The organism is uncultured Bacteroides sp. (assembly GCF_910578895.1).
In the GTDB taxonomy this organism is placed as follows: domain Bacteria; phylum Bacteroidota; class Bacteroidia; order Bacteroidales; family Bacteroidaceae; genus Bacteroides.
Window position 1 is genome coordinate 62,058 of sequence record NZ_CAJTSC010000010.1, and the last position, 13,252, is coordinate 75,309.

Genomic DNA, 13,252 nt, shown 5'->3' on the forward strand with positions numbered 1-13,252 from the left:
TCAAAATAGATTTTTAATAACATTATACAATTCCTCTAAAATATTCTTCTGGTCATCTATTGTTTGTTGCAACTTAATGTTATCCTGCGGTTCTATCCTATTCTTACGTGAGGGGGCGTTAGGATCACTTGGCAATCCCGTAGAAATAACATCTATTTTATCTGTTTTAGGATTATGCTCTAACAAACTTCCATTGGGAGTGGCTAAAAAACCTGTCATTTCTTTTTGCCTATTATTGGATAAATCCGAATGAGAAAAAATGTTATCCTTCACATATTTTATTTTTCCATCTTTATCTAAAAAAGTCCCGTCGTAATTCCCATGAGAGTGAATTGTTGCCACAATCTTTTCACCGTTAGAGGGTCCGCTTACTGTGGTCTGATGTCCATCCGAAATGTTTGCTTCCGAATATGAATATCCTTCCAGCGTACCTTTTTTTCTGACTTCATAAATGGAAGATCCCATTTCCCTTTTCCGGATGATGGATGCTCCGTTATAATACATGCCCCAATCTTTAGCCGCTTCCTTGGGAGTCTTGAACAAATCACCGGGACCGAAATCCATCCCGCTTTTATCAATAAAGAGTATCGGATTGTTTCCGCAATACGTATACGGGCTTATCTGATAATATTTCTCCGCCATCGGGTCAACCGTCGTAAATCTTCCCAACGCCGCATCATAATGCCGTGCTCCGTAGTCGTACCAGTTCAGCCCGTTTTTCGTATCAAGTTCCTTGCCGTTGTATTTGTAAGGCTGCACACTGTTACTTGAAGATGCGAAGATACCACCGAACGGATAGTAGTGATTTGTCTCTTCCACCGTACCGTTTTGGTCTACCACCACCCGGTTATTTCCCTGATGGTCCTTCACGTAATAGTGGTAAACATTGTCCGAAAGCGTCACATAACCCACTTCCGTCAGCAGCAGTTTGGCAATACCGTTTTCATAGACCACATTCCCGCAATAGTCCGTTGTGGTGACTGCACCGCCTATTGTATGCACCGTACGGAGTTTCGTTCCGTCCGCGGCATACACGTAACTGATGGTGTTCCCGTCACCAAACGTGACCTTGCTTGACAAATTTAAACAATTATATTGAATATCAGCAATATTCCTGTTTAAATCTTTGGTTAGATTTCCGTTCGCATCGTAGGCGTATTCATTTGCTTGCTTCGCGCCGTCTCTGAACTCGAAGCCGCCGTTGTAAACGGAATCGGTCACAGCATCATCCACACGGCTCAACCGGTTGCCGTTCAGCGTGAAAGTCAGGTCGTCAATCATGCCGTATCCCGATGCAGAAGTCTGTCCGTAACGTTGCAACCCCTTGATATTACCGTTTTTGTCATAACCCGTCACCCTCTCAGTAAAGAAATTCGGATTACCGTTTATGGAACTCCCTTCTCCATACTCGGCTTCCGTCAAACGGTCCAGCCCGTCATAAGCGAACTTGTATCCTCTTATCATACCGTCTTCCGTACCCACCTGCCACGTCATACTGCTTATATTCCGTTGTAACAGGGAGTCCCATAGCCGTCCGTATAGTATAGGCTCTGCGCAAACTTTCCGGCATCCACGCCCGTCAGCAGGGAGCGGGTATTGTAGCTGTACGTCGTGTTGCAAGCCGAGCCGTGGAAGATGCCGGTACGTATTCTTCCCAATTCATCGTAGCTGTTTTTCAATAACACCACTTCGGGAAGCGCATTCAGTTGGTGGCGTACCTCGGTCACCCGCTCCGCATGGTCGTAGGCATAGCTGTACACTTCCGTCTGTGCAGTCCCGCCCGCGGTGGTCTGCGTGTGCTTGTGTTTTAGCGTCTGCCCGCTGAAGGAGTAAACGAAGCAGTCCGTGTCAATGCCGCCCAACAAGTTGCAGGCGCGTTGCTGCACCAGCCGCCCCTCGGCATCGTAATACAAGGCGGAGGAAAGGGATACTGTGGGAATTGTTTTCGATACAGTTTTCGATGCAACTCCCGATGCTACTTCTGATGCCGCTCCCGCGACAATTCCCGCTCCGAAATCCCTTGTCCCCGTCAATCGCCCTTTCCCTGCGGAACTCCCGTCAAACCGTGCGTCATACCCCTCTTCCGGGGCATACGCCAGCCCCAAGGGCACGCCGTCCAGTCTTAAAAACAGGTAATTGTCGTAGTAGTTCACTTTCAGCAGCTGCGCGCCCTCTTCCGTGATGTCCATTCCGCTGACGTCATACCCGCTGCCGAGGAAACCGCCCGTCCCGCAGAACACGGCGTTCGCTGTAGAAGACTGCACGGACGTCTCGTCGACCATCCCGATACCTTCCACCGTCACCCTTCCCTGCGCGTCATAGAACGTAAACACCCACTTGCCTTGCGCGCGGAGCATCCCGTCCTGCTGCAGCACGGGACGGTCCGCCTCGTCATGGCATACATATACCTATACCCCGGCAGTTTGTATTCCGTACACAGGTTCCTGCCATTGTAGGTGTACAGGAAGGCATATTTCTCCAATTCGTCTCCCGATGGTGAGACGGATACCTCGGGCGGAAGCACGCAGCAAAGGTTGCCCCGTGCATCGTACACATACCGCGTGTCATGCACCACCGTCCCGTCCTCGTAATCGCCCGCATAAACGGGAGTGTTCCCCGCAATGCCTGTATGCAGTTGCGTATGTATGCGTTGTCCGAGGACGTTCCCAATTGCTCCACGATGTCTGTCCCCAACGCGGCGCAGACATCCGCATAAGCGGCGCCTTTTATTTCCGCCACGGGATACCGGTTGCCATACCTCCACAGGTAGGTTGTCACGGGCAGGTCGTTGGCGTCCCGCTGCACGATGTTCCCGGCAGCGTCATAAACTAACGCATACTTCTCGTAATACCCTTGTGGAATGCGGAAACCGTCCATGTCCGAACTTCCCGAATAGCCGCCGGACTCCAGCCTGTACACGGCTTTCACCAGTGCCGGGTTTTCCGTATCGAATATGTTTATGCTGCCCGACACCTTTGTGTTGCCGTCTTCCGTCACGCGTTCGGTCTCCACCTGTATCGGCACTCCTACCATGTGCCGTTTTTCCATGGCATCCACGAAGTCGCCGGAGCATTGGGCGGCATAGTGGGTCACGGTCTTTTCCGTCTCTCCTTCGGGATAGGTCACCGTGACTGTGGTGGGCTGCAATAGCGCGTCGTATTCGTATCCGGTCACTGTAACCAGCTTTTTCCCGCCGGCATACACGGTGTCGGTTACCTCCACGGGCAGCACGTCGCCGGTGGCGGCTCCCTGGTCGTAGGTCGCCACCAACTGGGGTATGTCCATGTTGCGCAGGGTGTACGGGTCGCTTATCTCGCTGTAGGTATAGCGGTCGTACTCGTCGCCACTGTCATAAACACCCATGATGATCCCTTTCTTATAACAGAGAAACGTGTTTATCACGTGCTCGTTCTTGCGGAATGTCTGATACCGGTATCTTTTGGCGCTTACAGGCACGAAATTCCCGTTTTCGTATCTGTACACGTTCTCCTGTTCCATTTGTCCGTTCCGCCACTCTTCGGTAAACTCCAACAGGTTGGTATCCTCTATTTTGCGGCGCATGGAGAAACCAAAGGCGTTGGGGTCGGTATAAATGAACTCCTTTTTCCCGTTCAGCCCGTCCGTGTCGTAGTCATATTCCGTCACTTTGGTGTAATAGACGGGAGAGCCGTTGCCGTAGAACAGGCTTTCAAGCGGGTAGGCAAGATAGGTGGTACGCGTTTCGGAACTGCGTGCCTCGGCACTGTCGTCCGACAACGAGTCGTCGTCTCCGAAAAAGGGGTTGACAAGATAGTTCACCGTCTGCTTGTAGCAGAAAACCTCGTCGATGTCCGGAGTGTTATAGTAGTACAGCCCGTTGGGGATGCCGCCGACCCAGCGGGTGTCGCCGTAGACGAACTTCTTGCGCGTCAGCAGGGTGCCGTCGCTGTCGTGGTTGCTGATGTCCGTTACGCGCAGCCCGCCGCACAGGAAGGGGGCGTAGTTCATTCCCCGCTGCTCGCCGACATTGTTCTCGAAGCTGAACCGGGTATATCCGCCCGTGGGGTAGGTTATCTTCTCGAGCTGTCCCATAAGGGCGTATTCGGGGTCTATCCAGTCGTTCATTTCGTTCAGGTACTCGTGCGTGCCTCCTATCCAGGTCCAGAAATCCTCCGTGTAAGCGGAAGGGGCATCTGCATAATAGTGTTTTGCCTGTACCATCATGGCAGGAACCGTTATTCCGCAGGATAGGTCCATGCGGCAGGTTTGCCTGTTTACCCCGCCCCATGCGTCAAATCCTTTCAGGAAGTTTGAGAAGGCATATTTTGCCGTGTAGGCAAAGTGGTAAGTTTCCGCTGTGTGGTCGCTGCCGTCTTCTATCGTGATGGCATCCAGGTAGTTGGTGCGGCTCGTGTTCGCCACCGAGGTCCGTTTGCCGGTTTTCGACTGGTCCAGTCGTATACGGCGGACGATTGTCCCGTCCTGTCGTTTTACGCGGATTTCCGTCATGCAGCTTTCATTGTCATACAAGAAATCAATCCGATTGCCGTTTAGTGTTATCCCCGAAATGCCCATCCGGGTTTGTACCAACAGTTTTGCCTGTTCGCGTGAAGTCTCGTAGAAGTCAAAACGTATGCCATCCTCCGCTTCGGGGTCCTCGGTGTAGAGTTCCAATCCGGAGCCTTGCCCGAAAGAGTGGTACACCGTGCGGGGCACGTTCAGTTTGTCGAAACGGAAGAGGTTACGTACCCGTTCAAGGGTCTGCTGCGATTTCGGGATAGCTTCGTCGATGTCTTCCGGAAAATAAGTGCTACGTCCGGAGATACCCCCGTGGGCGCCTGCAAGGTCTTCATAGAACTCCATATATTCCCCCGACAGATACGTCCCCCGCTCCTCCAGGCTTTGGTAGTCGATATGCAGGGTCTCGCCGCCCGAGGGGGAGACAATGCGGCTGCACTTCCAGGCGGATTGTGTTTCTGCGCCGCTGGACAGGTAGGGATACAGGCGTTGCCGTTCGGAGAAGGTGTACTCATACCGTGTCCCGTCCGTATCGGTGATGCGGAAATTCACATCGTTCCGGTTGCCGGTAGGGAAGCACTCTATCTTTATGCCGTTGTAGGGCACCGGGACGAAGTACTTGCCCTTGTCGTTCTTCACCAGGTAGAAGCAGCCCGATTTCTCCGGAAGCCTGTAATAGAATTTGTCGGGCTGCGTGTCCATCGTCCCGTTGGCTATGGAGAGCAGGTTGATGGGGTCGTCCAGCAGGCTGCCGTCGTAGGCGTGGCTGTTATAGTGATAACAGAACGGGTTGTAATACAAACCTTTGTACAGTCTGTAGCCTTCTGCGTTCAGGAAGTCGTCCCCGCCTTTGATTTCGCGTGTAATCTGCAGGTCGCACCCCAGCGTCCATCCCATGCCCGTGCAGGGAGCCTGCTCGCGTGCCTTGAAGCCGCCGGCATGGTAGTTCAGCACAATGGGTACGGACAGTTCGCGCCCCTTGAACTCGTAGAGGGGGATGCTGATGGACGGCACGCCGCTGTTGTATCCCACGGGATAGTTGATTGCCTTTACCAGCGTCGCCGCTTCGGGCGAGACCGTGTTTGCCACCGGAAAACCCGGCTGTTCCTGTTGCGCGTATGCCGTTCCCGCGCAAAGAAGCGGCAGGAGCAGTATGCATCTTATTCTTTTTATGGTTTGTGATAGGTTTCTTGTCTTCATCGTGTTTCTTGTTTTTGTTTCGGTTCGGATAAAAAAAGACCTTCCGGCAGGAAGGGGCGGCAGAGCCCGTTGTGTCCTGCCGGAAGGTGGTTGCGCTCTTCTGCTACAATACGCTTGTGCCATGTGTTCCCAGCGCCCCGGCCAAAGCCGACACCGCCGCGATGATCACTTTCAGGATGATATCCCAAACGGATTTCTTGATTGCCATAGTTCTTACACCTCCTTTCGAATAGTTTAGTGCCTGCCCGGAATTCCCTTCCTGGAGCAATGCCGTGCGAAACGCCGGGACAGGCTGTCAGTCAGTTGTTTTTGTCTTGTGCCCGGTTCACTCCTTGTGTCCGGTCCGCTTCTTGTGTTTGTGCGTGCTTTATGTCTGCACGTGTCTTGTGTCTGTTTCAGTCTTTGTGTCTGTGTGTGCTTTGCCGTGTCCTGTGCGTGGTGCTGCGGTCATCCCGCGCCAATCATCAGCCCAGCGGATCCGTCTCCTCCTCGCCGCCGTTTCCGCCCGGTCCGTTTCCGCCCTCTCCGGGCGCATTCTCCTCTTTCTGGTAAGGCACGCATTTCACCCCGGTAATCAGCGCGCGGGTAGCCACCGTGCGGTCCTGGTTGCGGGTGGATGCGGGCGTGAAGCGCACCAGCAATGTGGATTGCGCGGCGCTCACTTCCTTGGCTGTGGCGGCGCCTTTGCCGCGCGAGCGCATGATGAGGCTGAAAGTGCCCAAGCCGTCCACTGTCACCGACTCCGAGGCTTGCAGGTGCTTGGTCATTACGGTGACCATGTTGTCTATCGTGTTCTTCACGTCGCCGGTGGAGAGGGAAGAGTATTCGGCGATTTCTTTCGCCATCTGTGCGCTGTCTATCGTGGCGATGTGTACGGCACGGGGATGAAAAAGCTTCATTCCGTCCTTGTTCTCTTTGGTAGATTGAATAGTTTTGTAAAGTACTGCCATAATTGTAAGTTTTTTTAGATGTTGATAATTCTGTGTTCTGTGTCTTAAGCTTAACCACATTGCAAAGATAATACTCATTTTGAAAACAAACGGATTCTTTTCGCGAAACCGTTCCACGAAATGAAAATCTTTTGCGGGCTTCCTCTCGCGGATTGCCTGTCACAGGTCCGGGTTGCCTGTCAGATGCCCGGTTTGCACAGGCTCAGCAGGTAGCGTCCCGGCTGGCGTATCTTGCCGCGGCTTTCGCGCAAGGCGTAGAAACCCTTCCAGAGCGGATGGCCGATGACCCCGAAATTGCTCTTGACGATAATGGCATACTGCTCCTGAGGGGTGATGCGCAGCTGTCGCAGGTTGAATATCAGCCCGTCCAGGTTGCGCTTCATGCCGTCCTGAGGGGGAACCAGCGACTCTATCTTTCGAAGATAAATCTCCTCTGCGGACATTTTGTCCGCATCTTCAGTTCCCACGTTTCCGGGGGAACTATGGAGGAGGGGATTTTCTTTTCTCTGCTTTGCTATGCTTTCCTTTGCTATGCTTTGTGTACCCGGCGGCTCTTTTTGGCTGTTTTCATATTGAAATGTATCCGCTATGCCGTTTTCCGTTGCATCTTGATGCCGGGCAGCGGGCTCGTGTCGGTGGTCGGCGGGTTCGTGCAGGCAGGCGGCAGGCTCGTGTCGGTGGTCGGCAAGTTCGTGCAGATTGTCGGCAGGCTCGTGACGGCAGGCGGCGGACTCGCGGGGATGTGCGGCACCGTCGGCGGGTGCGTGCGTTTCGGTTGCCGGGGTGGTCTCGGCGGCGGTGGCAGCCGCTTCCGCGGGCAGCAGGGCGTAGCGCGGGTCTATCGTGCTGGAGTTGCGGCGTTTGGTGATGAAGAGAAACTGGCGCTGGATGTCCGCCGAGGTCAGCACCTGGCATTCGCTGAAGAGGCGGGCATCGAAAAGCCCGTACTCCACGGCAAGGCGGACGATACGCTCCACGTCTGCGGGTTCCTGCTGGTAGAGGGTGTCGGCAAGGTCGTCATAGAACAGCGCGTCCGCCGTCACATAATATCCCTCGCCGGAATAGATGCTGCAAAGCGTCTGGAGCAATACGGCGAGCGAGGCGTCTCCCTCGCGTTTCAGGATGCGGCGCACCAGGCGGTTGTGCATGAAGTCGGTGTTGATGGGGAAATAGTCGAGTCCCCGTTTTTTGATTCTGGACATGTCGTTGATGTGTTTAAGGGCCTGTTTGAATTTTCTTCAAAAAGTTTTTTCTTCAGCTTCTTCCCAAGTTTCTTCCCGGTCTGTTTTCCTCTTTTTATCCGTCACATAGCCCGCTATGCTCCTCGTAAAAACAGAATGACATCCTCGAAAAGAACGCTCAAAAAACTATACCTATATCAAATAGGTAAAAAATGTTTTGAGCGAAGCTAATGCCGGACAAAATTTAAACAGGTTCTGAAAGGGTTGGATGAAAAAAAAGAAGTCACTCCAAGCAGTCGCTTTCGCGCTGTTTGCGCCGTTTGCGTTCCACGCTTTCGCGTACCGTCTGCAAGGCTTTGAGGATGAGGTGCAGGCGCACGTCCCGTTGCCGGATGTCGGTTATCACCGGATACCGGCGCGGGCAGGCTTCCCGTTCCTCACGGCCGTTTCCGGCTTTGCGCCTGATGCGGTTGGCGGCTTTGCGGCACTCCTTGCAGTAGCTGTCGGGGCGCTGCTGCCTGTCTCTTGTGTAGAAGGCGTCGGCAGGCAGCTCTTTGCGGCAGCGCAGGCATTTTCTGACAGGTTGCAGCGGGGGATGACAGACACCGGAGTCTGTCCTGCCGGACACTGGTGTCTGTCGCGTCGGGCACTGGTGTCTGTCGGGTTGGATACTGGTGTTGATGGCGACAGACGCCAGTGTTGAATTTTGTCTTTGCATGTTTTTCATAATTCCGTTCTCTTTAATTTGCGTTTATAAAACAAATGATTATTTTTGTCCCGGCAAAGATAGATTTGTTTTCATAAATAAAACAAACGGTTCGGGAAATAAATTTTCTTATTCCTTTTAATCGTTTGTAAATGAAAGATTGACGTGTTTTGAAAACTTTACATGTAAAACATAAAGACTGTTGATTATGGAAAATGACAAGGATAGGCTGTTCTGCGTGGCGGATATCGTGAAACGCGCCAAGCGGGTGCTGAACTTCAAGACCGATTCGGATCTGGCGGGCTACCTGGGCGTATCCCGCTCCACGCTGAGCAACTGGATTGTGCGCAACAGCATCGACTTCCCGTTGTTGCTGGGCAAGCTGAGCGAGGTGGACTACAACTGGCTGCTCACCGGCAAGGGAAGCCCCAAGCCGCAGCAGAAGCGGTGCGACAGCGAGTGGGTGAGGGGAGAGGTAGAGATACTTCACAATCCTAAAACACCCGACGCGGTGGACGACCGCAGCGTGGCGCTCTACGACATTGCCGCCGCCGCCAACCTGAAGACGCTGCTGGCGGACAAGCGGCAGTATGTGGTGGGGCGGATACAGATACCGAGCATACCCGTGTGCGACGGCGCGCTCTACATCAGCGGCGACTCGATGTATCCCATCCTGAAATCGGGCGACATCGTGGGCTTCAAGGAGATAAACAGCTTCAGCAACGTCATCTACGGCGAAATGTACCTGGTGTCGTTCGTCATCGACGGCGACGAGTATCTGTCGGTGAAGTACGTCAACCGCTCCGACAGGGAAGGGTGTCTGAAGTTGGTGAGCTACAACCCGCACCACGAGCCGATGGACGTGCCGCTGGAGGCCATCAACGCCATGGCAATCGTGAAGTTCTCCATCCGCAAGAACATGATGATGTAAGCAAGGGGGGGAGCGATGATGATGGATTTGTATACTTCCGTCGAGCTGCCCGGCGGCCTGCCCCGCCTGCGGCACGACCACCGCCTGCTGCTGCTCGGCTCGTGCTTTGCCGCCCATATCGGCGCCAGGCTGGCGGACGCCAAGTTCCGCTGCGACGTCAACCCCTACGGGGCGCTCTACAACCCGCTGTCCGTCTCCGCCGCCCTGCGCGAAATCGTACTCGGCAAGGTGTATGGCGGGGAAGACCTCTTCCGTCACGGCGGCTGCTGGCACAGCCCCATGCACCACGGCGACTTCTCGGCGCCGTCGGCGGAGGAGGCGCTGGAGAAGATAAACGGACGCATCGCCCGCGCGCACGAGGGGATTTTCCGTGCGGACCGCCTGCTGCTGACCTTCGGCACCGCGTGGGTGTACGAGCAGCGGCAGACGGGGCGCATCGTGGGCAATTGCCACAAGCTGCCCGACGGGGAGTTCGTGCGCCGCCGGCTGACGGTGGACGAGATTGTGGCGGACTACACCTCGCTGCTGTCCGGGCTGCTGGCGCGCAACGGGGGGCTGCAGGTGGTGTTCACCGTCAGCCCCATCCGCCACGTGCGGGACGGGCTGCACGCCAACCAGCTCAGCAAGGCGGTGCTGCTGCTTGCCGTGGACCGCCTGTGCCAGGCTTTCCCCCGCCATGTGTCCTACTTCCCCGCCTACGAACTGCTGCTGGACGAGCTGCGCGACTACCGTTTCTATGCCGAAGACATGGTGCACCCCTCCGGCGTGGCGGTGCGCTACGTGTGGGAGCGTTTCGCCGCCGCCTGCTTCGAGGAGGAGACGATGCGGATTGTAGAGCAGTGCGAGGACATCCGCAAGGCTTTGGCTCATAAGCCCTTCCGTCCGGAGTCGGAAGAGTATAAGCGTTTTTTAGGACAAATTGTGTTAAAAATAGACCGACTTAACGGAAAATACCCGTACTTAGATTTCGAAAAGGAGAAAGAATTATGTCATATACGATTGAAGAGATAGCCCGCATCATCGGCGCGCGCCGCATAGGCGACGTGCCGGCGGCAATCGGATGGCTGCTGACGGACAGCCGTTCGCTGAGTTTTCCGGAAGAGACCCTGTTTTTCGCGCTCGCCACCAAGCGGAACGACGGCGCACGCTACATCGGCGAGCTGCATGCGCGCGGCGTGCGCAATTTCGTGGTGGGCGAGGAGAGCCTTAAGGCGGTGGACACGGACGCCCTGCAACCGGCGTGCAACCTGCTGGTGGTGCCCAACCCGCTGAAGGCGTTGCAGAAACTGGCGGAACAGCACCGCGCCGCGTTCCAGGTGCCGGTCATCGGCATCACGGGCAGCAACGGGAAGACCATTGTGAAGGAGTGGCTGCACCAGCTGCTCGGCGCGGACCGCGTCGTCACCCGCTCGCCCCGCAGCTACAATTCGCAGATAGGCGTGCCCCTGTCCGTGTGGCAGATGAACGAGCGCACGGAGCTTGCCATCCTGGAGGCGGGCATTTCCGAACCGGGAGAGATGCGCGCCCTGCAGAACATCATCAGGCCCACCATCGGCATACTGACCAACATAGGCGGGGCGCATCAGGAGAATTTCTTCTCCCTGCAGGAGAAGTGCATGGAGAAGCTGGCGCTCTTCAAGGATTGCGACGTGGTGATTTACAACGGCGACGACGAGTTCATCACCAACTGCGTGGGCAGGTCGATGCTTGCCGCCCGCGAGATAGCGTGGAGCAGGACGGACATGGAGCGCCCGCTATATATAAGCAAGGTGGAGAAGCGTGACGACTCCACCGTGATTTCCTACCGCTACCTGGACATGGACAATACGTTCACGCTGCCCTTCATCGACGACGCTTCCATCGAGAACTCGCTGAACTGCCTGGCGGCGTGTCTTTATCTGATGCTGCCCGCCGAACGGATTACGGAGCGCATGGCGGCGCTGGAGCCGGTGGCGATGCGCCTGGAGGTGAAGGAGGGCAAGAACGGGTGCCTGCTGATAAACGACAGTTACAACTCGGACCTCGGCGCGCTGGACCTTGCGCTCGACTTCCTCTACCGCCGCTCGCAGAGCAAGGGGCTGAAGCGGACGCTTATCCTCTCGGACATACTGGAGACGGGGCAGAACACGCCGACGCTCTACCGCCAGGTGGCGCAGCTGGTGCACAGCCGGGGCATAGAGCGCATTATCGGCGTGGGTGGCGAGATATCCTCGTGCGCCGCGCGGTTCGACATCGAGAAGGCTTTCTATCCCAACACGGCGGCGCTTGCCGAGGCGATAGGCAAGGGCGCGCTCCGGCTGCAGGACGAGATAATCCTGATCAAGGGCGCGCGCAAGTTCGGCTTCGACGCGCTGGCGGAGGTGCTGGAGAAGAAGGTGCACGAGACGATATTGGAGGTGAACCTCGGGGCGATGGTTGCCAACCTGAACCGTTACCGCGCCATGCTGCGGCCCGAGACCCGGATGGTGTGCATGGTGAAGGCGTCGGCATACGGTGCGGGGTCGTACGAGATTGCCAAGACGTTGCAGGAGCATCGGGTGGACTACCTCGCCGTTGCCGTTGCCGACGAGGGTTCGGAACTGCGCAAGGCGGGTATCACGGCAAGCATCATCATCATGAATCCGGAGATGACGGCGTTCAAGACGATGTTCGACTATAAGCTGGAGCCGGAGGTATACAGCTTCCACCTGCTGGACGCGCTGATAAAGGAAGCGGAGAAGGAGGGCGTCACCCACTTCCCCATCCACGTGAAGCTGGACACCGGCATGCACCGCCTAGGCTTTGCGCCGGCAGACGTGCCCCGGCTCATAGAGCGGCTGAAGGGGCAGAATGCGGTTATCCCGCGCTCGGTGTTCTCGCACCTGGTGGGGAGCGACGGCAGGGAGTTCGACGCCTTTACGCGCAGGCAGATAGAGACTTTCGAAGAGGCGTCCGCGCAGTTGCAGCAGGCGTTTCCGCATAAGATATTGCGCCACATCTGCAACTCGGCGGGCATAGAGCGCTTCCCGGGCGCGCAGTTCGACATGGTGCGGCTGGGCATCGGGCTGTATGGCGTCAGTCCGGTGGACAACTCCATCATGCACAACGTCAGCACGCTGAAGACCACCATCCTGCAGATACGCGATGTGCCCCAGGAGGATACGGTGGGCTATAGCCGCAAGGGGCATCTGACGCGCCCCTCGCGCATTGCCGCCATCCCCATCGGCTATGCCGACGGGCTGAACCGCCGCCTGGGCAACGGACGCGCCTACTGCCTGGTGAACGGGCAGCGTGCGCCCTACGTGGGCAACATCTGCATGGACGTCTGCATGATCGATGTCACCGACATCGGCTGCAAGGAGGGCGACAGCGTGGAGATTTTCGGCGACCACCTGCCGGTGACCGTCCTCTCCGACGTGCTCGAGACAATCCCGTACGAGGTGCTGACGGGTGTGTCGACGAGGGTGAAGAGGGTGTATTATTGGGAGTGAGGGAATTTTGAATTATGAGTTATGAGTTCGGGAGTGAAGGAATTTTGAATTTTGAGTTCGGGAGTTCAGCTTTCGGCGGCGGTTTTTGCATTTCAAGGAGTTAAAAGGAGTTATCCCTTCGCATCGCTTCGTCAGGAGTTAAAGGAGTTAGAGCCGATACTCTTCTTGTGTATGACATTGTTACAGAAGTATCGGCTTTAACTGCTAAGTCGACCGGGCGGCTGATAACTCCTTTTAATTCCTTTAAATGCAAAAACCGTGGCTTTCATAATTCAAAATTCATAATTCAAAATTCATAATTCCAAATTCTTCTTATC

General features: G+C 55.5%; 10 protein-coding genes. 3 read left to right on the top strand and 7 right to left on the bottom strand.

All coding sequences use genetic code 11. The features are described from left to right. The 7 genes from QZ327_RS14395 to QZ327_RS04260 form a co-directional block, all read right to left on the bottom strand. Nucleotides 1–1,494, bottom strand: coding sequence for an RHS repeat-associated core domain-containing protein (locus tag QZ327_RS14395; RefSeq protein ID WP_366143367.1), 1,494 nt, complete (start codon nt 1,492–1,494; stop codon nt 1–3). Between the two features lie 5 nt (nt 1,495–1,499). Beyond that, nucleotides 1,500–2,375 carry a hypothetical protein gene (locus QZ327_RS14400; protein WP_366143368.1) on the bottom strand — a complete coding sequence of 292 codons (876 nt, stop codon included), beginning with the start codon at nt 2,373–2,375 and terminating at the stop codon, nt 1,500–1,502. Between the two features lie 16 nt (nt 2,376–2,391). After that, on the bottom strand, nt 2,392–5,697 hold the full coding sequence (locus tag QZ327_RS04240; protein ID WP_294617406.1) for a hypothetical protein: 3,306 nt from the start codon (nt 5,695–5,697) through the stop codon (nt 2,392–2,394). 103 nt (nt 5,698–5,800) lie between these two features. Further along, nucleotides 5,801–5,905, bottom strand: a complete 105-nt coding sequence (locus QZ327_RS04245; protein WP_294617407.1) for a smalltalk protein — start codon at nt 5,903–5,905, stop codon at nt 5,801–5,803. Nucleotides 5,906–6,161: 256 nt separating this feature from the next. Then, entirely contained in the window at nt 6,162–6,647 is a 486-nt protein-coding gene (locus QZ327_RS04250; protein WP_294617409.1) for an HU family DNA-binding protein, read from the bottom strand. Nucleotides 6,648–6,826: 179 nt separating this feature from the next. Continuing rightward, complete coding sequence (locus QZ327_RS04255; RefSeq protein ID WP_294617411.1) at nt 6,827–7,849, bottom strand: DUF4373 domain-containing protein; 1,023 nt, start codon at nt 7,847–7,849, stop codon at nt 6,827–6,829. A 262-nt stretch (nt 7,850–8,111) separates the two neighbouring features. Then, the gene (locus QZ327_RS04260; protein ID WP_294617412.1) at nt 8,112–8,555 is read right to left on the bottom strand and encodes a hypothetical protein; all 444 of its coding nucleotides are present in this window, start codon (nt 8,553–8,555) and stop codon (nt 8,112–8,114) included. Nucleotides 8,556–8,742: 187 nt separating this feature from the next. Between QZ327_RS04260 and QZ327_RS04265 the strand changes: the two genes are divergently transcribed. The 3 genes from QZ327_RS04265 to QZ327_RS04275 are packed head-to-tail and all read left to right on the top strand — an operon-like array spanning nt 8,743 to nt 12,935. Continuing rightward, entirely contained in the window at nt 8,743–9,465 is a 723-nt protein-coding gene (locus QZ327_RS04265) for a helix-turn-helix domain-containing protein (RefSeq protein WP_294617422.1), read from the top strand. A 21-nt stretch (nt 9,466–9,486) separates the two neighbouring features. Beyond that, nucleotides 9,487–10,476 (top strand): GSCFA domain-containing protein, encoded by a 990-nt coding sequence (locus QZ327_RS04270; protein ID WP_294617423.1) that lies wholly within the window; start codon nt 9,487–9,489, stop codon nt 10,474–10,476. Next, a complete protein-coding gene (locus QZ327_RS04275; protein ID WP_294617414.1) occupies nt 10,452–12,935 on the top strand; it encodes a bifunctional UDP-N-acetylmuramoyl-tripeptide:D-alanyl-D-alanine ligase/alanine racemase in 2,484 nt (827 codons plus the stop codon). Before QZ327_RS04270 ends, QZ327_RS04275 begins: the two co-directional genes overlap by 25 nt. The last annotated feature ends 317 nt before the right edge of the window (nt 12,936–13,252 follow it).

Excerpts from the sequence above, each read along its gene's own strand:
- QZ327_RS04250 (WP_294617409.1), bottom strand. The coding sequence starts at position 6,647 with ATGGCAGTACTTTACAAAACTATTCAATCTACCAAAGAGAACAAGGAC.
- QZ327_RS04275 (WP_294617414.1), top strand. The coding sequence starts at position 10,452 with ATGTCATATACGATTGAAGAGATAGCCCGCATCATCGGCGCGCGCCGC.
- QZ327_RS04265 (WP_294617422.1), top strand. The coding sequence starts at position 8,743 with ATGGAAAATGACAAGGATAGGCTGTTCTGCGTGGCGGATATCGTGAAA.
- QZ327_RS04245 (WP_294617407.1), bottom strand. The coding sequence starts at position 5,905 with ATGGCAATCAAGAAATCCGTTTGGGATATCATCCTGAAAGTGATCATC.
- QZ327_RS04270 (WP_294617423.1), top strand. The coding sequence starts at position 9,487 with ATGGATTTGTATACTTCCGTCGAGCTGCCCGGCGGCCTGCCCCGCCTG.
- QZ327_RS14395 (WP_366143367.1), bottom strand. The coding sequence starts at position 1,494 with ATGACGTGGCAGGTGGGTACGGAAGACGGTATGATAAGAGGATACAAG.
- QZ327_RS04255 (WP_294617411.1), bottom strand. The coding sequence starts at position 7,849 with ATGTCCAGAATCAAAAAACGGGGACTCGACTATTTCCCCATCAACACC.
- QZ327_RS04240 (WP_294617406.1), bottom strand. The coding sequence starts at position 5,697 with ATGAAGACAAGAAACCTATCACAAACCATAAAAAGAATAAGATGCATA.
- QZ327_RS04260 (WP_294617412.1), bottom strand. The coding sequence starts at position 8,555 with ATGAAAAACATGCAAAGACAAAATTCAACACTGGCGTCTGTCGCCATC.